We start from the raw sequence: 21076 nt of genomic DNA, 5'->3' as shown, positions 1-21076 counted from the left end.
GCGGGGACGGGAGACATTCATGCGTGTGGGACTGTTCGGTCTGGGCCGGATCGGGGCCTTCCACGCCGCGACCATGGCCGCCCATCCGCTGGTGGACGAGCTGATCGTGGCCGATCCTGTGCGGACCTCCCCGTACGGCAGGCCGGGAGACCCGTTCGAGTCGGACGCCGTGGTCATCGCCACCCCGACCAGCACCCACGCCGAGCTGATCGTCCGAGCCTGCGCACTCGGCATCCCGGTCCTCTGCGAGAAACCGGTCGCGGGCACGGTGGGCGAGACCGTCAAGGTGCTGGAGGCGCGCGCGGGCAACCGGGTGCACGTCGGGTTCCAGCGCCGGTTCGACCCCGGGTACGCGGCCGCCGCGCGGGCCGTGCGGGACGGCGAGCTGGGCGACCTGCACCGGGTCCACCTGGTCACGGCCGATCCCACGCCGCCGCCCGCCGCGTACATCCCGCTGTCCGGGGGCATCTTCCGCGACTGCCACGTCCACGACTTCGACGTCCTGCGCTGGGTGACCGGCCGCGAGGTGGTGTCCGTCTACGCGCGGGGCGCCAACCGCGGCGCCGCGTTCTTCGCCGAGGCGGGCGACGTGGACACCAGCGCCGCGCTGCTCACGCTGGACGACGGCACGCTGGCCACCCTGCAGGGCTCGCGCTACAACGGCGGCGGGTACGACGTGCGCATGGAGCTCGCGGGCACCCGCCGCACCCAGGCGGTCGGGCTTGGCCCGCGTGCCCCGCTCCACACGACCGAGGGCCTGCGGGAACCGGACGATCCCTGGCCCGACTTCGTGACCCGCTTCGCGACCGCGTACCGCGACGAGATCGACTGCTTCCTCCGCGGCGGTCAGGGCCTCTGCTCGATCGAGGACGCGCTGGAGGCCCTGTACGTGGCCGAGGCCGCCGACCTGTCGCTGCGCGAAGGCCGTCCCGTCGACGTGGCGGAGGTGCGGCGATGAAGCTCGCGGGAGCCCCCATCTCGTGGGGCGTGTGCGAGGTCCCCGGCTGGGGCTACCAGCTCCCGCCCGACCGTGTGCTGTCCGAGATGCGCAAGCTCGGCCTCACCGCGACCGAGCTGGGCCCCCAGGGTTTCCTGACGCCCGGCCTCATCGAGCGGTACGGCCTGCGCCTGGCCGGCGCCTTCGTGCCCGTCGTGCTCCACGACCCCGGCCACGACCCCCTGCCCGGCCTGCCGGAGGAGGGGCTGCTCGTGCTGGCCGCCGCCACGGGCGGCGACGGCTACGACACGCGCCCCGAGCTCGACGCCGCCGGCTGGGCCACGTTGCTGGGCAACCTCGACGGGATCGCCGCCGCGCTCGGCCCCCGCGCGGTCCTGCACCCGCACGTGGGCACCATGGTCGAGACCCGGGCCGAGGTCGAGCGGGTGCTGGAGGGCAGCTCGATGCCGCTCTGCCTGGACACCGGCCACCTGCTGGTCGGCGGCACCGACCCGGCCGCCCTGGTCGAGGCGGCCGCGTCGCGGATCGCGCACGTGCATCTCAAGGACGTCGACGCCCGCATGGCCGCCCAGGTCGCCGCCGGGACGCTGGCCTACACGCAGGCCGTGCGCGAGGGCGTCTACCGCCCGCTGGGCCAGGGCGACGTGGACATCGAGGCCATCGTCACCGGCCTGACCAGGAGCGGCTACGACGGCTGGTACGTCATGGAGCAGGACGTCATCCTGTCCGGCCCTGACGACCGGCCGATCGAGGACGTCCGGCGGAGCCTCGCCTACCTCGACGGGGTGCTGGGTGCCGGCTGACCGCCGTGGCCGGCGCGGCTCCTGGGCTCGAAGCCGGGCGCGAGCACGATGATCGTGGCGGCCAGCACCAGCGGCGCGGCGAACGCCACCCGCATGTCCGCGGCGTCCGCGACGCCGCCGACCAGGGCCGCGCCCACGATGAAGCCGACGTAGTTGAAGAGGTTCACCCTGGCGATGGCGACCCCGGTGCCCGACGGGTCGAGCCGGCCGGCCGCCGAGAACGACTGCGGCGCCACCACCGACAACCCCACCCCGGTCAGCCCGAACGCGACGATGCCGAGCGGCTGGTTCGGGGCCAGGACGACGCCGAGGAAGCCGGCCGTGGCGATCACACCGCCGATCCTGACGATGGCGGCGGGGCCGTACCTGCGGACGGCGAGGTCGCCGCCGAGCCTGACGGCCAGCGTGGTCGCCTGGTAGGCCACGTAGGCCAGCGGGATCACGCGCGGGCCAGCCGCCAGCACGTCCTTCATGAACACGGTGTTGAAGTTGGACACGGCGGCGTCGCCGACGTAGAGGAAGCCCATGGCCAGGCAGAGAGGGACGATCGGTCGCCAGGGGAGACGGCCGGGCGTGGTTCCTGGGACGGCCGCGACCTTCTCCTCGTCCGGCGCGCACAGGGCGCGGCCCGCGTAGAGGGAGCCGGCCAGCGCGAAGACCATCGGGATCGCCATGATGAGCGGCAGCGGGAGATCGGCGGCCACCGACGCCCATAACGCTCCGGCCATGCTGAACGCGCTCCACACGCAGTGGAAGCCGTTGAGCACCTGGACGCCGTACCTGCGCTCGACCGCCACGCCCTGCATGTTGATGCCCGCGTCGACCGCGCCGACGGCCACGCCGAACAGCAGCAGCACCGGCACCAGCAGGGGCACGCTCGGCGCGAGCCCGGCCAGCACCACGGCGGCGGCCACCACCGGCTGGGCGATCCGCAGCAGGATCCTGCTGCCGTGGCGGGCGGAGAACGCGCCCGCCGCGACGCTGCCGACCCCCGCGAACACGGGAACGATCAGCAGGAGGAGCGTCAGCGTGCCCTCGTCGAGCTCGTGCTTGTCCTGCAGGGCGGCGACCTGGATGAGCAGCGAGGCGAACGACAGGCCCTGCACGGCGTAGACGGCGTACGTGGCGAGCCGGGCCTGGCGATCACGCGAGGACGGCACGGCGGCCTCCTGATCGGGGGGTGGATCAAACGCGAGGCGGAGTCAGGTTAGCGGCAGAACCAGCCGCTCCGGCAGCACGCGGACCGGGTTTCAGCGACCGGTTCCCCGGTGTGGCCGCCCACACGCCGAGCGCCAGCAGCGCCGCCACCTCCGTGACGGCCAGGCCGCGCTCCACCAGCCCGAGGGGCATGATCCGATACCACGGCAGCCCGTTGCGCGTGCCGATGAACACCATCGTGCCGATGCCCACCACCCACAACACCGAACAGACCCCGAGCCCGAACGCCACCAGCGTGGCCCGCGACCGCACACGGCGCCGCCACGGCCCGGTGATGAGCACGACCGCCAGCGGCAGGCACAGGAAGGCCACGAGACTGCCCACCCGGTGGATGCTCCCGCTCAGGCTCGGCCCCACCGACCAGTCGTGCTTCTGGAACCAGGCCGTCATGAGCAGGCCGACGCTCCACCCCATGAGCGCCACGGTGCCGAGAACACCGGCCAGCTTCCTCCGCGCCAGCGACACCCCGATGCCCACGGACCCCGCCGCCAGCAGACCCACGGCGAACCCGAAGATCCAGCCGTCGGGGCCCAGGCCGTGCTCGCTGATGGTCAGCCTGATCGGGTTCATCTCGTCGAGGCTGGACGCCTCCAGGCCGAGGATGACCGCAATGCCCGCGCCTGCCGCGCCGAGACCCCACCGCGCCGGTTGATGCACGCGCACACACCTCCCTACGCCGGATCAACGGCCGGGGACGCGTACGGATTCCGCGCGGGGCGTGCTTCTCGCGCTTTCCCGGAACGCTGCCCTTCCTGGACGATGCCTTCCGCCACGCCGAGACGGACGAGGCCCTGGTCGAGGAGATCGTCGCCTCCTCGGCGCGAATCGGCTGACGCGGACCGGTTCGGGACGAGCGCATCCGGCGAGCGCCAGATATCGTCAGAAGTGTGAACGAACGCGCTGGATCGTGGTTGCCCAAGCTGCAGGAAGTGGGAGAGCGGCTGGCCGAGGAGTGGGTGTCGGCCCGCCGCCCGCCGGTGGCCGGCGACGCGCCGCAGCCGCACGAGCTACGCGCGTCCGACGCCGACCGGGAGCGCATCGCCCAGGTCCTCCAGGACGCCCACGCCGACGGCCGGCTCTCCCTGGAGGAGCTGGAGGAACGGCTCGGCGTGCTCTACTCCTCACGCACACTCGGCGAGCTGGCCGCGCTCACCTCCGACCTGCTGCCCGCCGAGGAGCAGCCGCTCAACCTCGACGACCGGCCGGTGTCGGCCATCTTCAAGAAGGAGCAGCGCGGCGGGCGCTGGGTCGTGCCCGCAGAGGTCGCCGTGACGGCCATGTTCGGCACGACCAAGCTCGACTTCCGTGACGCGATCCTGCAGAACCGGCGGATCATCATCAACGCCACCCTCGTCTTCGGCGGGCTGGAGATCCACGTTCCCGAAGGGCTTGAGGTGATCAGGATCGCCAAGGACAAGACCGTCCGGCTGACCAAGCAGCCGACCGAGCCGGGCGGGCCCGTCGTCGAGGTGCACACGACCAACTTCGCCGGCGAGGTCAAGGTCAAGGAGCCACCCCGCCGCAAGCGCCGCCGCTGACCGCGCCTTTCCGGCCACCCCGGCCGCCCCGCCGCCGCAGGGCGGCCGCCTCAGCCCGCGGTGTCGAAGTTGATCGCGCTGTACGCCCGCAGCTTCCAGAGCTGGTGCTCGCTCTCGATCTTGCGGATCGTCCCCGACCGGCCGCGCATGACCAGCGATTCCGTCACCGCCGAGCCGGCCCTGAACCGTACGCCCTGCATGAGCTCGCCGTGCGTGATGCCGGTCGCCGCGAAGAACACGTCGTCCGACCTGACCAGGTCGTTGGTGGTGAGCACCTGGCCGAGATCGTGCCCGGCGTCGACCGCCTTGCTCCGCTCGGCGTCGTCGCGGGGCCAGAGCCGGCCCTGGATCACGCCGCCGAGGCACTTGAGCGCGCACGCCGCCACGATGCCCTCGGGCGTGCCGCCGATGCCCAGCATCAGGTCGATGCCCGTACCGGAACGAGCCGCCATGATCGCGCCGGCCACGTCGCCGTCGGTGATGAACTTGATCCGCGCGCCCGTCTCCCTGATCTCCTTGACCAGCCGCTCATGCCTGGGCCGATCGAGCACCACCACGGTCACGTCGGACGGCGAGCAGTGTTTGGCCTTGGCCACCGCGTTGATGTTCACGGACACGGGGGCCTCGATGTCGACCACGCCGGCCGCCTCGGGGCCGGTGACCAGCTTCTCCATGTAGAACACCGCGGACGGGTCGTACATCGAACCGCGCTCGCTCACGGCGATCACCGACACCGCGTCGGGCATGCCCAGCGCCGTCAGCCTGGTGCCGTCGATGGGATCGACGGCCACGTCGCAGGCCGGGCCGCTGCCTGCGCCGACCTGCTCGCCGTTGAACAACATCGGGGCGTGGTCCTTCTCGCCCTCGCCGATGACCACCACGCCGTTCATCGACACCGTGTTGATCAGCTGGCGCATGGCGTTCACCGCCGCGCCGTCGGCGCCGTTCTTGTCTCCCCGGCCGACCCAGCGGGCCGCCGCCATCGCGGCGGCCTCCGTGACCCGGACGAGCTCCATCGCCAGGTTGCGATCGGGGGCGTGCTCGCCCGTGGCGAGCTGGGCCGGTACGGACGTCTCGTCGGACATGATGCGTGGCCTCCTCGTGGAACATCTACGTCGATCGTAGTTGCCGCCATATTCCCGCTCAGGACCGGATAATCTGCCCTGTCGGCATTGCTTCTCTGCCCAGAAGCGAGGCGAAGGCGACCTCTGTAAGCTTCGACTGGTCGCCCTGCATATCGGAGAACGGGTCCAGCGCTCCTGCGCCCGAGATCCCGCCTCCGCCGTGGAGCAGGATGGCGCCTCGCCGTGGAGGAGTTCCGAATGAGCGATGTGGAAAACGTGGTGGCCCAGTCGCGCACGTCCGAGCGGGGCGCGGCCACACGCAGCTCACTGCTCGCCGCAGCCAGGGAGGTCTTCGTCTCCAAGGGCTTCGCGGAGGCGGGTGTGACCGACGTGGTGGCCAAGGCGGAGGCCAGCGTGGGCAGCCTTTACCACCACTTCTCCGGCAAGGCCGACCTCTACCTCACGTTGTGGGAGGAGTTCCAGGCCCGGCTGTCGCAGCGCACCAAACTGGCCGCCCGCGCGGCCCGCTCCGCCGGCGAGACCGACCCGATGCGCGTGTTCGTCAGCGCCGCCCGCGCCTATCTCGAGGGCTGCCTGGAGGAGCGCGAGCTGGCCGCGCTCTTCCTGCGCGGTGACGGCCCGCCCGGCTTCGACGTCATCATGCGCGACCGGCTCCGCAAGTGGGCCCAGCTCAACGCCACCCTGTTCGAGGACGAGGGCGCGCTGGTCGTGGTGATCACAGGGGCGCTGGCGGCGGCCGTGTCCGAGGTCGTACGCACAGGCGATCGGGGCCTGGCCGAGGACACCCTCGCCATCATCGGCCGGATCCGCCCGGCCACTTCGGCGACCACCTCGTCCAGCGGGTAATCTCGCCAGGTGTGCGACGGTTCACCGAAGGTTTCTACGGCTACGCGGTAGCCCTGCTGGTCTGCCTCGTGGGAGCCGGGATTTTCCTGCTGGTCACCCCGCAGAGCCGCGACGAGCACATCCCGCGGGTCGACTACTCCATCACCGTCGCCAACTTCGGTCACGAGGTGCCCTACGGCGTGTGGGCGCCGCGGAACGACCCGGCCGGATGGGTGCCCAACAGCAACCGGATCGCCGCAGGCACGGGCGGCGCCAAGGTCCTCTACCTCGGTTACGCCACCGCCGAGCGGGAACACGCCATGTTCGCGCAGAGCGACGAGAAGCCGCCCGCCGGGTTCGCGAGCCGCATGGCCAACAGCGACAAGGCCGTGGGCACGCAGCAGATCGGCGGGGTCACGTGGGAGCGGCGCTTCCGCGAGGACAAGAACCAGCGCACCCTGGTGCGGATCCTGCCCGACGTGACACTGGTGATCACCGGCACCGCCGACTGGCCCGAGCTGGCCCAGCTGGCCGCCCTCCTCCAGCAACGCCCCCAGGGCTGACCACCGCCCTGCGCCCGGGCACGCGCCTGCGCTTGGATGCGGGAACGCGCCCGCGCCCGGGTACACGCCTGCGCTCGGGCACGTGCCGTCGCGTCTAGGGTGGGTGCCGTGGCAGACGAGAAGGCACCCTCATATGAGCAGGCCCGCGAGGAGCTGACCGAGGTGGTGCGCCGCCTGGAGACCGGCGGGCTCACCCTGGAGCAGTCGATCGAGCTCTGGGAGCGGGGCGAGAAGCTCGCCGCCGTCTGCGAGGAGTGGCTGCAGGGGGCTCGGGTCAAGCTCGCCGCGGCCATGGCCCGCCGCTCCGATCCCACGTCGGACGACGCCGGCGACGCCCCCTTCTGACCCGCCACCGCGCCCTGTCCGACCGGCCCGGGGTCCGACCGGCGCAATGCTTCCGCGACCGGGCCCGCGTTTCCGTCGCCGTTCCTGCTGCGGCCGGTCTCAGGCCTTGTGGCCGGTCGCGGTCAGGAGCCGGCGCGCACGAGGGCGATCACGGGGATGCGGCGGGTGGTCTTGGCCTCGTACTCGGCGAACTGGGGCGCCTGCGCCACCATCCGCGCGTAGAGCTGGTCGCGTTCCTCGCCCTCCAATGCGACCGCCCCGGCCTCGAATGTGTCCGTGCCGACCTCGACCGTGGCGTTGGGGGTGGCGCGGAGGTTGTGGTACCACGCCGGGTGCTTGTCGGCGCCGCCGGAGGACGCGATGACGATCTGGCGGTCGCCGTCGGGCACGTACATCAGCGGGGTGGTCGCCTGCTTGCCGCTCTTGGCTCCGGTGGTGGTGAGCAGCAGCAGGTGGGCCTTCCCGAACATGCCCCCGACCCGCCCCTCGTTGGCGCGGAACTCGTCTATGACCTGCTGGTTGAAATCGTTCATCACGGCTCCTCAGGAATCGGAGAAATCTCCGGTTCGGAGATTAATCGGAGAGTTCTCCGTTTACAAGCTGTATGCTCCCCCCGTGCGCGGACGCCGAACCTTGCCCGTGATCGGGCAGCCCCAGCCGGAACGGGCCGACGCCGCCCGAAACCGACGGAGGATCATCGAGGTGGCCGCCAGGATGATCGCCGAGCACGGCGCGGACAACATCTCGCTCGACGAGGTGGCCCGCGTCGCCGGCGTCGGTGTCGGCACGGTCTACCGGCGCTTCGGCGACCGCGCCGGGCTGGTCCTGGCCCTGATCGACGATCAGGAGCGGCAGTTCCAGGAGGCGTTCCTCGCCGGGCCGCCGCCGCTCGGGCCCGGCGCCCCCGCCGCCGAACGGATCACCGCGTTCCTGGACGCCCTGGTCGACCGGGTCGTGGCCCAGCAGGGGCTGTTCGTGCAGCTGGAGAAATGTGGCAAGACCATCCGGTACAGCGGGCCGTACCGGGTGCACCACGTCCACCTGGCCACGCTGCTCGCCCAGGCCTGCCCGCAGGCGGACCGGGCGTTCCTGGCCGACGCGCTCCTCGCGCCCGTCAACGCCCGCCTGATCGCCTTCCAGCAGGAAGAGCGCGGCATGACGATCGGGGAGATCAAGGCCGGCCTGGCCCAGCTGGCCACGGTGGTCACCTGCGGCTACAGCGTCCCGCCCGGTGGCAGCCGGCGGTAGCCGTGGCCGGTCTCCTGGGCCGGCCACCCGTTCACGCTCGCCGGCCCGCGCTCGTTGACCTGGGCGTCATGGATGCCGTAACGCCCGCCGCGGCCGCACCGCGCGTACGAAGTCGATCACCTCGGCGTCACCGGGTTCGATGACCAGCCCGCGCCCCTCGTGTTCCACGCCTACGCAGGCATGCGTGAACGTCGCGACCTGCATATTCATGCGGCGGAGTCACGCGCCGCTTGTTGGTTCTCCTGCTGATTCTCCGGGCTCCTCGGCGCGTACGGTCAGGCGGTCGTCCGTGAGGCGGATCGTCAGCACGGCGCCGGGGGAGACGTCCTTCGCCCGGCGCACCACGTCGCCGGAAGGGTGCTGCACGATGGCGTAGCCGCGCTCCAAGGTGGCGGCAGGCGAGAGGGCGATCAGCCGGGCACGCAGGTGGGTGAGGTCGTCGGACGCCCGGTCGAGCGAACCGGTCAACGACCGTCTGGCGCGCTCGCGCAGCGCGTCCACCTGCTCGGCCCTTCGTTCGAGCTCGCGTACGGGATCGGCCAGCGACGGCCGCGACCGTACGGACGTCAGCCATGACATCTCGCGGTCGAGCCAGCCGCTCAACACCCGCCGGCCCCGGTCGCGCAGCTGGCGCACCAGCGTGAGCTGCTCGCCGACGTCGGGCACGACCTTCTTGGCCGCGTCGGTGGGGGTGGACGCGCGTATGTCGGCCACCAGGTCGAGCAGGGGGCTGTCCTGCTCGTGGCCGATCGCGCTCACCACGGGGGTGCGGCAGGAGGCCACCGAGCGCACGAGCGTCTCGTCGGAGAACGGCAGCAGGTCCTCCAGCGAGCCGCCGCCCCGGGCGATGACGATCACGTCGACCGAGGAGTCGGCGTCGAGCCTGCCCAGCGCCTCGGTCACCTCACCCACCGCGTACGGCCCCTGAACGGCCACCTCCTCGACCTTGAACCGCACGGCGGGCCAGCGCCTGCGGGAGTTCTCCAGCACGTCGCGCTCGGCCGCCGAGTCGCGACCGCAGATGAGCCCGATCGTGCCGGGCAGGAACGGCAGCCGCCGCTTCCTGTCGGCGTTGAACAGCCCCTCGGCGGCCAGCAGCTGCCTGAGGCGTTCGAGCCTGGCCAGCAGCTCGCCCACGCCGACCGGGCGGATCTCCATCGCGGTGAAGGCGAACGATCCTCTGTTGACCCAGAAGTCGGGCTTGACGTGCACGACCACCCTGGCGCCGTCGGCCGGTCTCGGCATGGCCGCCTCATAGACCCCTCGAGGGGCGGTGACCCTGGCCGACACGTTGGCGACCGGGTCGCGCAGGGTCATGAACACCGTGCCGCCGCGGGCGCTCAGGTCGGTGATCTGGCCCTCGACCCAGACGGTGCCGAGCCTGCCGATCCAGCCGCCCACCATCTGCAGGACAGTGCGGATCGGCAAGGGAGACTCGGGCGAGGTCTTCGAGGTCATGGCGGAAGACTACGCGGCGGGGAAGCTCGCTTCCCCGCGGGCCGGAACGTTTCTTCCCTCTACTCGGCGGCCTGCAGCTTGGCGAGGCGGTTCTCGAACATGCGGATGACCTCGGCCCTGGCCTTCGTCGCCCGCTCGTAGGCCAGGAAGCCGCTGATCTGCTCGGCGGTCTTTCCCCGCATCCTCGCGCGCAGGGAGGCGACGGTCAGCTCCGCGTAGCCGGGCAGCGGCTCGACCAGGTCGGTCGCCGCGGCCGTCACGGGCGCGGCGGCCGGCTCCGTGGACGCCGCCGGCTCCGGCGCGGCGGCCGGCTCGGTCGCCGCGGCGGGCTCCTTGGCAGCGGATCTCCCGGCGGCGGGCTTCCTCGCGGCCTTGGGCTTGGCCGGCGTCGCCTTCGGCTTCGCCGCGGGCTTCGCGGCGGCGGCAGGCCCATCGACGGCGTCCGTCTTCCCTGCGGCCGGCTCGGCCGCTACGGCCGTCTCCTCAGCGGTGGCCGGCTTGGCGGCGGCCTCCTCCGTGACCGTGGGCTTGTCCTCGACGGCGGGCTCGGCGGTGGCGGGCTCCGTCTTGCCCGCCGGGGCGAAGATGACCGGGTCGGGCCTGCTCTTGCCGGTGCCGTTCGGCTCGGCGGCCCCCGGGCGCGGGGCGAAGATGACCGGCTCCTTGCGGGCGGGCTTCTCCTCGTCCTCCGCGGCGGGCGCGGCGACCTGGCCGGCCGCGGGGCGGGAGTCGTGCTCCTCCTCGCGCTCCTCCTTGTCGCCCGCCCCTCTGATGGAGTTCTTCACCCGGTCGACGAGCAGCATTGCCTGCCCGGCGGCGCTGAGCGCGGTCTGGGCGACGAGGAGCGGCAGGTCTTTGGCCTTCTCCTTGAGCTCGTCCTTGTTGGTAACGGTTTTGGCGATGTTGCGTATCACGTCGCTGAGGGACATGTACGTCTCCCTGGGAGGTCAGTATTGGACGGCCAGTGTGGCAAACCGCGGGCGGCCACGCACGCGCGGGCCTACCGGCCGCTCCACGTAGCATAAGAAGTATGGAGCCCCAGACCCCCACTTCCCGCCGAGTCCTCGTAGCCAAGCCGCGTGGCTATTGCGCCGGAGTCGATCGAGCCGTGGTAGCGGTCGAGAAGGCTTTGGAGCAATATGGTGCGCCGATCTACGTGCGCAAGCAGATCGTCCACAACACCCACGTCGTCAAGACGCTCGAGGCCAGGGGTGCCATCTTCGTCGAGGAGACCGAGGAGGTGCCGGAGGGGGAAATCGTCGTGTTCTCCGCCCACGGCGTCGCGCCCGTGGTCCACGAGGAGGCCAGGAGCCGCCGGCTGCGCACCATCGACGCCACCTGCCCGCTGGTCACCAAGGTGCACAACGAGGCGAAGCGGTTCGCGGGACAGGACTACGACATCCTGCTGATCGGGCACGAGGGCCACGAGGAGGTCGAGGGCACCTCCGGTGAGGCGCCCGACAACATCCAGCTGGTCGACGGGCTCGACGCGGTCGACCAGGTGCAGGTGAAAGACCCGAGCAAGCTCGTGTGGCTGTCGCAGACCACGCTGTCGGTCGACGAGACCACCGAGACGGTCGCCCGGCTCAAGGAGCGCTTCCCCACGCTGATCGACCCGCCGAGCGACGACATCTGCTACGCCACCCAGAACCGGCAGGTCGCGGTCAAGGAGATCGCCGCCGACTCGCAGCTGGTCATCGTGGTCGGCTCGGAAAACTCCTCCAACTCCAAGCGGCTGGTCGAGGTGGCGAAAGACTACGGCGCCGAGGCCGCCTACCTCGTCGACGACGCCACGCTCATCCGCGACGAGTGGCTCGACGGCGTCACCACGGTCGGTGTGACCAGCGGCGCGTCCGTTCCGGAAGAGCTCGTGGAAGGGGTGCTGGCGCGGCTGGCCGAGCACGGGTTCGGCGACGTGACGGAGGTGCAGCCGGTCGACGAGCGCATGCGCTTCGCACTGCCCCACGAGCTGCGCAAGGACCTGCGCGCCTCCTGACCCCGGCGATCGAATGATCGTCCGCCCCGAACCGGGCGGCCGTCCCGTGACGTCCAATGCGTCATGAGGAAAAACGTGACGGCGGCCGCCCTGCTCGGATCCGTGAGCGTCTTCTGCGCTTCGATCGTCGGGCTCGATCTCGCCGTGGTGTCGATGGAGCCCCCGCGCAATCTCCACGAGATCTCCTTGGCATCGGCGCTGAAGTCACTCGTCACCGTGGTCCCGATCCTCAAGGCCTTACTGTTCGCCCCCAGCAGCCCGTCATCGGTGCCGCTGTTCGTCAACGCCCTGTTCTGCGGCGCCGGGGCATCGCTGATGGCCGTGGCCGCCGTGATGGTCCGTCGCGGCATGCCGCTGGGCTCGCTGCTGGCGGCGCTGGTCGGCGGGTGCCAGCTCGGCTTCTCGCTTTTCGGGGCCTTGACCCTCTTTCCGCGAGCCGTGGATGAGGGCGCGCCTTGGTACGTCTGGTCCACCACCGTCCTGTTCGGCCTCGCCGCGGTGTCGTACGTCCTGGGCCTGTGGGCCATCCCGCCGCACGGGGGCTCCGGCGCGGCCGGCGCGTCCACCCGGCGCATCCTGGTGGCGAGCGCGCTCTGCTTCGCGACGACGGTGGCGGTGATCTGCGCGTACTACCTGGTCGCGGAGCCCTTGCTGAACGCGTATGCGTCCGAGCCGCCTCTCCCTGTGGTGGTATCGGTCGCGGCGGTCGCCGCGGGCCTCGCCGCGATCGCCAGGACGGCGGCCAGGCGAGGCGGGTCGAAAGGCGTGCTGATCGCGGGAGGGCTCATCGCCCTGCCCGGGCTCCTGCTGCTCGAGCTCCTGTCCGGAATCGTCACGGCCATGCCCGGCCCCGCACTCCTCCTCGGCCTGTGCTCCGTCGTGCTGCTGCTGATGGGGCTGGTCCGGCTGGTGGCCGAGCCGGCCGGCACGCGGGCGGACGGCAGCGCGCCCGCCGCGCTGATCGTCTCCTCGGCCTGGGCCGGGCCTGTCATCACCCTCTTCGGCGTCGTCGCCGTCGGCGAGGCGCGGCGTGTCGCGCACGAGGAAGCCCGGCTCAAGGGGGACGAGCTCGCCGGCGACCCCGTCCTCGGCGACATGTTCCTCGACGACGCGGCGTCCGGCGTCCGGGGCTACGCGCTGCTGTTCGCCGCCGCCGTCGTGGGCCTGACCGTGCTGGCCCGCCGGGTCAGGATCCGGGGCGGCACGCCACAGACGCAGGCCGCGGTGTTCATCTGGGGCCTGGTGTACGTCCTCTTCCTGGTGATCGCCGCCACGCTCACGCCCTTCGTCCTGGGCGACGGCGACGAGCCCGTGCACGAGGTGGTCGTCGAAGGCCCTGTCTGGTATGTGCCGGCCATCCGCACGGTCCTCGCGTGCTCGGCGGCGGCGTTCGTGGCCGCGTGCGTCCTGCTCGTGCGACGGCCGCCCGGAGCCCCCGGTGACCTGCCTCAGTCGTCGCCGCGCGGCGTGCCGTACACCTTCGGCTCGAAGTAGCCCTCCGGCTCGGGCACGAACGGCTGGCGCGGTCGCGGCACCTCCGCGCCGGCCTTCAGCTCCTCGCGCAGATCGCGTACGTTGTCACGCAACCCGCGCCGCCACGCGACGCCCAGCACGGCGGCCGAGCCGGCGAACAACCACGGCGCCCCCTGCGTCAGCGACGTGTAGAGCCCGAGTGCCAGCGACTGCACGATCGACACCGAGCCGAACGCCCGCCCGAGCTCGACGAAGAGCGTGGCGCAGAAGAACACCAGCGGCGGCGTCACCACCAGCGACAGCAGCTCGCGCCGGTTGACCAGCAGCACGCCCAGCAGGCTGGCCAGGACGAACGCGGCGCCCACCAGGTGGGGGACGTCGAGCAGGGCGGTCAGCACGTAGCCCGCAAGGGTGGCGACCAGGGAGAGCGCGATGGCGCCGCGCGCGGTCAGCTTGACCGCCGAACGCCTGCCTTTCCCAGCCACTGGCCCACCCCCGTTTACTGCGACCCGTTGGCCAACTTACCGTTCGGGTGCGAAATCAGTGACGAGGTTGGCTGAGAAGCGGTTTCGAGCAGCTCGGGTGAGGCGAGGGGCCTGGGCAGCCCTTCGAGCATCTCGGGGGAGTCGAGGTCGCCGTCGACGACGCCCAGATCGTGCAGCTTGCGCGCGGTGACCAGCACGCGGCTTTCGAGCGATCCGACCGACTTGTTGTACGCCTCCACGGCCCGCGTCAGCGCCCTGCCCAGCGAGTCGACGTTCCTGCCCAGGGTCGAGAGCCGTTCGTACAGCTCCTTGCCCAGCTCGAACACCGCCCGCGCGTTCTCGCTGAGCGCCGCCTGCTGCCAGGCGTAGTGCGCGGTGCGCAGCATCGTGATCAGCGTCGTCGGCGTGGCGATGTGCACCCGCCGCGTCATGGCGTATTCCAGCAGCCCGGGGTCGCGTTCGAGGGCGGGCGCCAGGAACGCCTCGCCGGGGATGAACAGCACGACGAACTCCGGCGACGGGTTGAACCCCTGCCAGTAGGACTTGGCGGCCAGCCGGTCGATGTGCTCGCGCACGTGCCTGGCGTGCGCGTCGAGCCGGACCGTCGCGAGCGACTCGTCGGACGCCTCGGCGGCCTCCAGGTAGGCCGCCAGCGACACCTTGGAGTCGACCACGATGTTCTTGCCGCCGGCCAGCCTGACGACCATGTCGGGCCGCATGGAGCCCTCGGCGACCTGTTCGTCGAAGTCGCAGTAGCGCTGCATTCCGGCGATCTCGGCGACCCTGCGCAGCTGGAGCTCACCCCACCGGCCGCGCGCCTCGGGCCGCTGCAGGGCCCTGACCAGGGCGGTGGTCTGGGAGCGCAGCTGCTCGTGGCTCTGGCGTACGAACTCCATCTGCTTGGCCAGCTCCGCACGCGCGGCGCGCTGGCCTGACTCGGTGTCGCGCAGCTGCGCCTCTACCCGCGACAGGGCGTCCTTCAGCGGCTCGACCAGGTGCTCGACGGCCTGCCTTCGCTGCTCCAGGTCGCCGGTGGCCTCGGCGCGGCTGGCGGCGAGCCTGGTCTCGGCCAGCTCGAGGAAGCGCACGTTGTTGACGTCGAGCGCGCGCGTGGACAGGGCCTGGAAACGCTCGGCGAGCTGCTCCTCGACGTAGACCAGCTTCTCCGCGGCCGACCTGGCGCGCGCGTCGGCCTCGGCCACCCGCACCGCCGCTCGTGTCCTGGCGAGGAGGAAACCGATGAGCAGCCCGACGGCGAGACCTGTGAGAAGCGCGATGACATCCACTTCATCGATGATTGCAGGACTCCGGCGCGCGGATCCCCCGACACGCTTGGGCGTTCCGCTTGTGCGCCGCGTCCGTCGTCGCCGAGAGTAGTGGAATGGACACGCTCGCGAAGCAGGTGGTGGTGGGCGTCTCGGTGGCGGTGGCGCTGGTGGCGCTGGCCGGGGCCGTCATCGCCGGCGCGGGGAAGAGCTTTCGGCACGAGCGGGCGCCCGGGCCCGCCGCGCTGCGCTGGTCGCCGGGCGCGTGCGTCACCGGGGACTTCGCGCTGACGGCGTGCAACGGCGGTGTCTCGGAGGTGGTGGCCATCGCTCCCGACCCGCCGGGGCCGGGTGACTGCCCTGAGGACACCGACGACGTCCTGCGCGTCGGGCCGGGCCGTACGGCGTGCGTACGCAACTTCCTCGACCCGCACCCCGGAGCCCCCGGCGGTGGCGGCGGCCTGCTCAGGGTGGGCGACTGCGTGACGCTCGACGGCCGCGAGCGGCCGTGCGCCCGGCCCGGCTGGTACGGCAGAGCCGTCGCGATCACGCCCGACGCCGCCGCCTGCCCCGAGGACACCCTGGACACCCTCGGCAGCGGCTCCCGGACGATCTGCCTGGGCCCTGGCGGACAGGTGCTCGACCGGGGCGCGTGCGTGGCGCGGCCGCCGAGCCGGGTGGCCGACCGCTCGGACGTCACCCGGGTGGCCTGCGGCTCAGCCCGGGCGTGGGCCAGGGTGCTGTCGTTCGAGACGGCCGCGGCGAACTGCCCTGCGCGCTCTGAGCGTTATCTGCGCTCCGCCTCCGCTCCGCGCCCGGTGACCTGTCTGGACGTGCTGAGCCAGTAAACTCGACGTCCGTGAGTCTTTCCATCGGCATCGTCGGCCTGCCCAACGTCGGCAAGTCCACGCTCTTCAACGCGCTGACCAAGTCCGGCAACGCGCTCGCCGCGAACTACCCGTTCGCCACCATCGAGCCCAACGTGGGTATCGTGGGCGTGCCCGACGACCGCCTGCCCAAGCTGGCCGAGATCTTCGGCTCGGCCCGCATCCTGCCCGCCAAGGTCGAGTTCGTCGACATCGCGGGCCTGGTCAAGGGGGCTTCCGAGGGGCAGGGCCGGGGCAACCAGTTCCTCGCCAACATCCGCGACACCGACGCGATCTGCCAGGTCATCCGGGTCTTCAACGACCCCGACGTCACCCACGTCGACGGCGAGATCTCCCCCAAGCGCGACATCGAGACCATCAACACCGAGTTGATCATGGCCGACCTGCAGACGGTCGAGAAGGCCGTCCCGCGCCTGCAGAAGGAGGCGCGCAACAACAAGGACAAGAAGGTCGCGCTCGAGGCAGCGGAGGGCGCCCTGAGGGTGCTGGAGACGGGCAAGACCATCTTCGAGAGCGGCCTTGACCGCGACGAGCTGGGCGAGCTGCACCTGCTGACGGCCAAGCCCTTCCTGTACGTGTTCAACCTCGACTCCGACGAGCTGATCGACTCCGCGCTGAGGGAGCAGCTGTCCACGCTGGTCGCGCCGGCCGAGGCCGTCTTCCTCGACGCCAAGATCGAGTCCGAGCTGGTCGAGCTCGACGAGGAGGAGGCGCTGGAGCTGCTGCAGTCGGTCGGCCAGGAGGAGTCGGGCCTGCGCCAGCTGGCCAGGGTCGGCTTCGAGACGCTCGGCCTGCAGACCTACCTGACGGCCGGCCCGAAGGAGACCAGGGCCTGGACGATCAGCAAGGGCGCCACGGCGCCGGAGGCGGCCGGCGTGATCCACACCGACTTCCAGCGCGGCTTCATCAAGGCCGAGGTCGTCTCCTTCGACGAGCTGGTCGAGGCGGGTTCCATCGCCGGCGCCAGGTCAGCGGGCAAGGCCCGCATCGAGGGCAAGGACTACGTCATGCGCGACGGCGATGTGGTGGAGTTCAGGTTCAACGTGTAGTGACCTCGCACCTCCGGAGCCACGCGAATCTGCGGCAGAGGGCCTCAGCCGTCAACGTACTTGCTTGATGCTTGTGCGAGCCGTGTCACGAGATCATCCGGGACCGGCTTGCGCGGCGGGAAGGTGACGCCGGTCTTGCTCGCTCTGAGGCCCGTTTCCGCGATCTCTTCGGCATGACCTGAGATCGCAGGGGCGAGAAAGTACAGCCCGACCTGCTTGCTGAACGCTGCGTAGCTCGCGACGACCGTGCCACGAATCCTGAACCCCGGCATGTTGTACGCCATCATCTCCTCTGCATCCGGGAGAGCCCCGCGCAGGAGGTCCCGGAGGTGGTTGAGAACCGGGCGGAACGCCTCCGGCGCAGCGGCGATGTAGGAGTCGTGATCAGGGATAGTTGCCATGTCTATGCCTTCCTCTCAGGTGAGGAAACTCTACCTGCGTCCGTTCGCCGGTCTCCGGAAGCGGGTCCTGGGAGGCGGACGTGATTGGTGCGGCTGGCCTTGCCAGGCCCGATCACTCAGATGGTCCTCCGTGCTGGAACCCGGTGCAGTTTCCGCTTCAACGTCTGACCGGGCGGTCCCGGGAAGGGCATGGACGTCTGATCCCGGGACGAGTGATGCGTCAACCTCTGCGGGCGTCCGCGCGTCGAATCGTCACGGCGTTCACGCTGACTCGGGAGACCCTCATGATCCGTCGCATCATTCGGAAACGACGCCCCGCACCCACGCTCACGGGCATCAGCCTCGAGGAGGAGCTGGCCCTGATCAGGGTCGAGCTCATGTACGGCCTGCGGGTCAACCGCGAGGCGTACCTCCGCAGGAAGGTCGACGAGCGCGACGAGATGGCGACCCGCATGCGCGAGCAGGGTCCCGCGGGCATGCTGGCCGATCTCCGCGGCTCCCTGGAACGGGCGGTGCAGCCGACGGTCGTCGACCTGGAGAGCAGGCGCCGGCCGCACTCGTCGCAGGACCCTGAGCCCGCCTGACGCTCCGCCTCCGTTCGTGACCTATGCCGAATCCGCAGGTCGCGAGAGTCCTTGCGCGATTTGGACAGGAATCCGTGGCCGCCGCGCTATGCGATTTTAGGCGTTTGGCCTGGTCAAAAGCCGTTTACACCGGGAACTCACTGGAATCGGGTCTGGGGCCTGTCATGAGGGCCCGGTTTGCCGTGAGGACGGTCATGCCGCAGCATGGGCGTGGCTTTCCTGGAACAATGGCGGAGACCGGATAGGGTGACTACTTCACCGCGGATGATGGGGATCGGCAACGGACGACACCGCGCCAGCCGGGGGGATCGGCGCGAGCGGAGGCGTGATGGCTCGTAGGTCTACCGTCCAGCACGATCCTCGGATCGCTGGCGAGCCCGAGCTTTCCGCGCGCCTCGACACAGACGACTTCGCCGCGCCGCCGCCTCGCCGGCCCCGGCGCGGCGGCTGGTCGGGCGGCGGCGGACGGTGGCTGGTATGGACCGGCCGCATCATTCTCTGGGCACTTATTGTGGTTGTCGTGGTGAATGGGATTCGTGCCCCATTTGAGAGGTTTACCCAGCAAGAGGTTGTCGCGCCCAACGTTGCGGCGCAGGAGCACCATGGATTCCCCACCGAGCGTGGCATGGCATTCGCCGCCCAGTTCGCGGGCGTCTACCTTAATTTCAATCCCGACGACGCGGCGAGCAGGTCCAGCAAACTCGCCGCGTTCCTGGCCCAGGGCATGGACCCGCAAATGGGCTGGGACGGCTTCGGCAAGCTGGCGGCCGTCGCCATCCAGGCCTACGACATCGAGGCGACCGACGCCCACAACGCGGTGGCGAGCGTGGCCTTCCAGACCGGCCCGCGCAGGATGATGTTGTCGGTCCCGATCTACTTCTCCGGCGACGACGCCGGGGAAAGGTTCGTCGTCTCAGGGCGTCCGGCGATCCTGCCCGCTCCGGCCCCGGCCGACCTTCCCCAGGTGGCCGAGCCCGAAACCGACGACGCGGCGGCGGCCGAGCTCAAGCCGCAGCTGGAGGGCTTCTTCAAGGACTACGCCGACGGTGACGCCGCCGGGCTGCAGCGCTACGTCGCCGCCGGCAAGAGCCTGCCGAGCTTCGGTGGCGCCTTCACCTTCGCAGAGCTCAAAGAAGTCGTGGTGCCTGTGGGGGGTGCCACCAGAGAGATCCAGGCGGTGGTGGTGTGGACCGTGCCGAACGGCGACGTCCCGCCCACTCCCGACTCCACCGACCCCGCGGCGGCCGGCGGGCGTCTGGAGCAAGCCTATCGCCTGACCGTCGAGAAGCAGGGCGACAAGTGGTTCGTCGCCGACATCCGCGGCGCCGGCCGGGTTGCTGATTAGGGCATGGCCACGCTGCTGATCGGTACCCCCCGGGAGGACAAGAAGTGACCTATAAGACCGTACTGCTCACCTTGATCGAGATGACGCCGACACCGGTGCCGACCGGCATCGACACCGGAGGGCTCGCCGACTTCCTGCGCGCGTTCTTCGCGCCGCTGTTCCTGGTCGTCGTCTCCGTGGTCGCGCTGTTCTTCCTCTTCACCCGCGAGATCACGCGGTTCGTGCAGTTCCTCATCTTGGCCGTGGCCATCGGAGTGATCTTCTACGTTCCCAACATCATCGAGGTGACGGCGAAGGCGATCGCGGGCGCACTGGGCATCACGTAAGGGTTGAGACCGCTCCCCGGCGGTCATGAACGAGCGGGCGAGAGGAGGGCCGTGTGGACCTGCCCACGTATACGAACATCTGGCGGATAGAGAAGCGGCTGTACAAGCTGTACGACCTACGCCTGCCGATGCCGCTGCCGATCGTCTGGATCGGCGTCTTCGTCGGGGTGTTCGTTCCGTGGTCGCTCCTGCTGGTCCTGGTGGGCGTGCCGGTGGAGATGCCGTGGCACGTGTTGTTCCTCGTCCCGCCCGGAATCGTGACGTGGTTGTCCACCCGTCCCGTCATCGAGGGCAAGCGGCTCACCGAGCTGCTCGAGTCCCAGCTCCGCTACCTCGGCCAGCCCAGAGCCTGGTACCGCCTCGCGCCCGGCGCCGAGCCCGAGACCATCACGTTCTCCGCTCGCGTCTGGCGTGCCACCCCCGCCAGGGTCAAGTCGAAGAAGCCGCGCAAGGCCCGCCAGGCGCAGCGCAGGCGCGAGGGCCAGCGGATCACCGGGCCTCGCCAGGTGCGGCCCGCCGTGGCCGCCGCCGCTGCCGCTGCCGCGCAGGCCCCGGTGGGCGAGCAGCCCGGCGCGCGCGGCGGCTGGGGCACGCGCCGCGGCACCGCGCCGGCGCTCAAGGCGCAGGCACACCAGGCGCCCCCCTCCCCGGCACGTGCCACCGCGGGAGGCGTGATCCGGCGCGAGAAGGGGCTCTCAGGCGGCGCTGAACGCCGTCACGACCGCTCGCCCGTGCCGTCCGCCGCCGGACCCGCCGCCGCGCCGGAGCCCGGTGACAGGCGAGCATCGTTCGGAGAGACGGACGCCGAGGCGCGGGCCGCGCGGGACGCGGTGGTGCCGATCAAGACGGCGGAGAGCCGCAAGCCCGTCGCCGGGAAGCCGATCGACACCGAGGCACTGCGGAGGTTGAGAAGACTCGCGGCGAGCGCCGACGCGCCCGCCGCGACACCGGAGCCCGCACCGGCCGAGCGCCCCCGCGATGCCCGTGACGATGCGCGCCACGATGCTCGCGACGACGGGGGACACCGCCAGGACGGGGGACGACGCCAGGACGGAGGGCAGCGTCAGGACAGCGGGCGGCACGAGGACGAGGTCGCGCGCGATCAGCACAGGAAGGGGCAGCCGCCCCGGCTGGGTCCGGCCCTGGTGCTGACGGGCACACAACGGATCTGGCCGCCGCTCAACCCCGACGCCAAGCCCCTGCCCCTGTCTCTTATACACCTCT

The 21076-nt window shown here is 71.0% G+C and carries 25 protein-coding genes; 15 read left to right on the top strand and 10 right to left on the bottom strand.

The window, feature by feature from the left end; all coding sequences use genetic code 11:
• The first annotated feature begins 19 nt into the window (after positions 1-19).
• Together E1294_RS25325 and E1294_RS25320 are read left to right on the top strand one after the other, a co-directional pair.
• Entirely contained in the window at positions 20-958 is a 939-nt protein-coding gene (locus tag E1294_RS25325) for a Gfo/Idh/MocA family protein (RefSeq protein ID WP_132512188.1), read from the top strand.
• Positions 955-1761, top strand: a complete 807-nt coding sequence (locus E1294_RS25320; protein WP_132512186.1) for a TIM barrel protein — start codon at positions 955-957, stop codon at positions 1759-1761. The genes E1294_RS25325 and E1294_RS25320 overlap by 4 nt, the downstream gene beginning before the upstream one ends.
• Here E1294_RS25320 and E1294_RS25315 read toward each other — a convergent pair.
• Positions 1731-2921 (bottom strand): MFS transporter, encoded by a 1191-nt coding sequence (locus tag E1294_RS25315; RefSeq protein ID WP_132512184.1) that lies wholly within the window; start codon positions 2919-2921, stop codon positions 1731-1733. The two genes, E1294_RS25320 and E1294_RS25315, sit on opposite strands and share 31 nt — an antisense overlap.
• A 25-nt stretch (positions 2922-2946) precedes the next feature.
• Entirely contained in the window at positions 2947-3636 is a 690-nt protein-coding gene (locus tag E1294_RS25310) for a DUF998 domain-containing protein (RefSeq protein WP_165977467.1), read from the bottom strand.
• A gap of 230 nt (positions 3637-3866) precedes the next feature.
• Between E1294_RS25310 and E1294_RS25305 the strand changes: the two genes are divergently transcribed.
• Complete coding sequence (locus tag E1294_RS25305; protein ID WP_165977466.1) at positions 3867-4517, top strand: DUF1707 SHOCT-like domain-containing protein; 651 nt, start codon at positions 3867-3869, stop codon at positions 4515-4517.
• A gap of 50 nt (positions 4518-4567) precedes the next feature.
• Here E1294_RS25305 and glpX read toward each other — a convergent pair whose 3' ends face one another.
• Entirely contained in the window at positions 4568-5602 is a 1035-nt protein-coding gene (gene glpX / locus E1294_RS25300) for a class II fructose-bisphosphatase (protein WP_132512178.1), read from the bottom strand.
• A 237-nt stretch (positions 5603-5839) separates the two neighbouring features.
• On the opposite strand from glpX, the gene E1294_RS25295 reads away from it, so the two are divergent.
• From E1294_RS25295 to E1294_RS25285, 3 genes are all read left to right on the top strand, one after another.
• Positions 5840-6448, top strand: a complete 609-nt coding sequence (locus E1294_RS25295; RefSeq protein ID WP_132512176.1) for a TetR/AcrR family transcriptional regulator — start codon at positions 5840-5842, stop codon at positions 6446-6448.
• Between the two features lie 11 nt (positions 6449-6459).
• A complete protein-coding gene (locus E1294_RS25290) occupies positions 6460-6990 on the top strand; it encodes a DUF4245 domain-containing protein (RefSeq protein ID WP_132512174.1) in 531 nt (176 codons plus the stop codon).
• Between the two features lie 108 nt (positions 6991-7098).
• Complete coding sequence (locus E1294_RS25285) at positions 7099-7335, top strand: exodeoxyribonuclease VII small subunit (RefSeq protein ID WP_132512172.1); 237 nt, start codon at positions 7099-7101, stop codon at positions 7333-7335.
• 122 nt (positions 7336-7457) lie between these two features.
• On the opposite strand, the gene E1294_RS25280 is transcribed toward E1294_RS25285, so the two are convergent.
• Positions 7458-7868, bottom strand: a complete 411-nt coding sequence (locus E1294_RS25280; RefSeq protein WP_246083261.1) for a nitroreductase family deazaflavin-dependent oxidoreductase — start codon at positions 7866-7868, stop codon at positions 7458-7460.
• A gap of 82 nt (positions 7869-7950) precedes the next feature.
• On the opposite strand from E1294_RS25280, the gene E1294_RS25275 reads away from it, so the two are divergent.
• Positions 7951-8583: a TetR/AcrR family transcriptional regulator gene (locus tag E1294_RS25275; RefSeq protein ID WP_220447928.1), complete on the top strand. Its 633-nt coding sequence runs from the start codon at positions 7951-7953 to the stop codon at positions 8581-8583.
• A gap of 66 nt (positions 8584-8649) precedes the next feature.
• Here the strand turns inward: E1294_RS25275 and E1294_RS54740 are convergent, their stop codons facing one another.
• Genes E1294_RS54740 through E1294_RS25260 form a run of 3 tightly spaced genes read right to left on the bottom strand, consistent with a single transcriptional unit; the run spans position 8650 to position 10970 of the window.
• Entirely contained in the window at positions 8650-8793 is a 144-nt protein-coding gene (locus E1294_RS54740) for a hypothetical protein (RefSeq protein ID WP_220447927.1), read from the bottom strand.
• Between the two features lie 9 nt (positions 8794-8802).
• On the bottom strand, positions 8803-10041 hold the full coding sequence (xseA, locus tag E1294_RS25265; RefSeq protein WP_132512166.1) for an exodeoxyribonuclease VII large subunit: 1239 nt from the start codon (positions 10039-10041) through the stop codon (positions 8803-8805).
• A 59-nt stretch (positions 10042-10100) separates the two neighbouring features.
• Entirely contained in the window at positions 10101-10970 is an 870-nt protein-coding gene (locus tag E1294_RS25260; protein ID WP_132512164.1) for a hypothetical protein, read from the bottom strand.
• A gap of 101 nt (positions 10971-11071) precedes the next feature.
• Here E1294_RS25260 and E1294_RS25255 point away from each other — a divergent pair, with 101 nt between their 5' ends.
• Both E1294_RS25255 and E1294_RS25250 read left to right on the top strand, forming a co-directional pair.
• The gene (locus E1294_RS25255; RefSeq protein WP_132512162.1) at positions 11072-12037 is read left to right on the top strand and encodes a 4-hydroxy-3-methylbut-2-enyl diphosphate reductase; all 966 of its coding nucleotides are present in this window, start codon (positions 11072-11074) and stop codon (positions 12035-12037) included.
• 75 nt (positions 12038-12112) lie between these two features.
• Entirely contained in the window at positions 12113-13531 is a 1419-nt protein-coding gene (locus E1294_RS25250) for a hypothetical protein (RefSeq protein ID WP_132512160.1), read from the top strand.
• Here the strand turns inward: E1294_RS25250 and E1294_RS25245 are convergent.
• Positions 13486-13995 carry a DUF6542 domain-containing protein gene (locus tag E1294_RS25245; RefSeq protein ID WP_132512158.1) on the bottom strand — a complete coding sequence of 170 codons (510 nt, stop codon included), beginning with the start codon at positions 13993-13995 and terminating at the stop codon, positions 13486-13488. The two genes, E1294_RS25250 and E1294_RS25245, sit on opposite strands and share 46 nt — an antisense overlap.
• 14 nt (positions 13996-14009) lie before the next feature.
• A complete protein-coding gene (locus tag E1294_RS25240; protein ID WP_132512156.1) occupies positions 14010-15281 on the bottom strand; it encodes a DNA recombination protein RmuC in 1272 nt (423 codons plus the stop codon).
• 95 nt (positions 15282-15376) lie between these two features.
• Between E1294_RS25240 and E1294_RS25235 the strand changes: the two genes are divergently transcribed.
• Together E1294_RS25235 and ychF are read left to right on the top strand one after the other, a co-directional pair.
• Positions 15377-16108, top strand: coding sequence for a hypothetical protein (locus E1294_RS25235; RefSeq protein ID WP_132512154.1), 732 nt, complete (start codon positions 15377-15379; stop codon positions 16106-16108).
• Between the two features lie 11 nt (positions 16109-16119).
• Positions 16120-17196 carry a redox-regulated ATPase YchF gene (ychF, locus tag E1294_RS25230; protein WP_132512152.1) on the top strand — a complete coding sequence of 359 codons (1077 nt, stop codon included), beginning with the start codon at positions 16120-16122 and terminating at the stop codon, positions 17194-17196.
• A gap of 44 nt (positions 17197-17240) precedes the next feature.
• Here the strand turns inward: ychF and E1294_RS25225 are convergent, their stop codons facing one another.
• Positions 17241-17597, bottom strand: coding sequence for an iron chaperone (locus E1294_RS25225; RefSeq protein ID WP_165977465.1), 357 nt, complete (start codon positions 17595-17597; stop codon positions 17241-17243).
• A gap of 284 nt (positions 17598-17881) precedes the next feature.
• Between E1294_RS25225 and E1294_RS25220 the strand changes: the two genes are divergently transcribed.
• The 4 genes from E1294_RS25220 to E1294_RS25205 all read left to right on the top strand — a co-directional run.
• The gene (locus tag E1294_RS25220) at positions 17882-18181 is read left to right on the top strand and encodes a hypothetical protein (protein ID WP_132512148.1); all 300 of its coding nucleotides are present in this window, start codon (positions 17882-17884) and stop codon (positions 18179-18181) included.
• Positions 18182-18806: 625 nt separating this feature from the next.
• Positions 18807-19526 (top strand): conjugal transfer protein, encoded by a 720-nt coding sequence (locus E1294_RS25215; RefSeq protein ID WP_246083260.1) that lies wholly within the window; start codon positions 18807-18809, stop codon positions 19524-19526.
• A gap of 80 nt (positions 19527-19606) precedes the next feature.
• Positions 19607-19852, top strand: coding sequence for a hypothetical protein (locus E1294_RS25210; RefSeq protein WP_132512273.1), 246 nt, complete (start codon positions 19607-19609; stop codon positions 19850-19852).
• A gap of 53 nt (positions 19853-19905) precedes the next feature.
• Positions 19906-21076: conjugal transfer protein (locus tag E1294_RS25205; protein WP_132512146.1), on the top strand; the 1171-nt coding region annotated here is incomplete at its 3' end.

It is taken from the genome of Nonomuraea diastatica (genome assembly GCF_004349015.1).
GTDB classification, from domain to species: Bacteria; Actinomycetota; Actinomycetes; order Streptosporangiales; family Streptosporangiaceae; genus Nonomuraea; species Nonomuraea diastatica.
This window is presented reverse-complemented; position numbering and strand designations above follow the sequence as displayed.

Excerpts from the sequence above, each read along its gene's own strand:
- E1294_RS25325 (WP_132512188.1), top strand. The coding sequence starts at position 20 with ATGCGTGTGGGACTGTTCGGTCTGGGCCGGATCGGGGCCTTCCACGCC.
- xseA (WP_132512166.1), bottom strand. The coding sequence starts at position 10,041 with ATGACCTCGAAGACCTCGCCCGAGTCTCCCTTGCCGATCCGCACTGTC.
- E1294_RS25215 (WP_246083260.1), top strand. The coding sequence starts at position 18,807 with ATGGCATTCGCCGCCCAGTTCGCGGGCGTCTACCTTAATTTCAATCCC.
- E1294_RS25255 (WP_132512162.1), top strand. The coding sequence starts at position 11,072 with ATGGAGCCCCAGACCCCCACTTCCCGCCGAGTCCTCGTAGCCAAGCCG.
- E1294_RS25220 (WP_132512148.1), top strand. The coding sequence starts at position 17,882 with ATGATCCGTCGCATCATTCGGAAACGACGCCCCGCACCCACGCTCACG.
- glpX (WP_132512178.1), bottom strand. The coding sequence starts at position 5,602 with ATGTCCGACGAGACGTCCGTACCGGCCCAGCTCGCCACGGGCGAGCAC.
- E1294_RS25260 (WP_132512164.1), bottom strand. The coding sequence starts at position 10,970 with ATGTCCCTCAGCGACGTGATACGCAACATCGCCAAAACCGTTACCAAC.
- E1294_RS54740 (WP_220447927.1), bottom strand. The coding sequence starts at position 8,793 with ATGAATATGCAGGTCGCGACGTTCACGCATGCCTGCGTAGGCGTGGAA.
- E1294_RS25280 (WP_246083261.1), bottom strand. The coding sequence starts at position 7,868 with ATGAACGATTTCAACCAGCAGGTCATAGACGAGTTCCGCGCCAACGAG.
- E1294_RS25320 (WP_132512186.1), top strand. The coding sequence starts at position 955 with ATGAAGCTCGCGGGAGCCCCCATCTCGTGGGGCGTGTGCGAGGTCCCC.
- E1294_RS25295 (WP_132512176.1), top strand. The coding sequence starts at position 5,840 with ATGAGCGATGTGGAAAACGTGGTGGCCCAGTCGCGCACGTCCGAGCGG.
- E1294_RS25225 (WP_165977465.1), bottom strand. The coding sequence starts at position 17,597 with ATGGCAACTATCCCTGATCACGACTCCTACATCGCCGCTGCGCCGGAG.
- E1294_RS25235 (WP_132512154.1), top strand. The coding sequence starts at position 15,377 with ATGGACACGCTCGCGAAGCAGGTGGTGGTGGGCGTCTCGGTGGCGGTG.
- E1294_RS25210 (WP_132512273.1), top strand. The coding sequence starts at position 19,607 with ATGACGCCGACACCGGTGCCGACCGGCATCGACACCGGAGGGCTCGCC.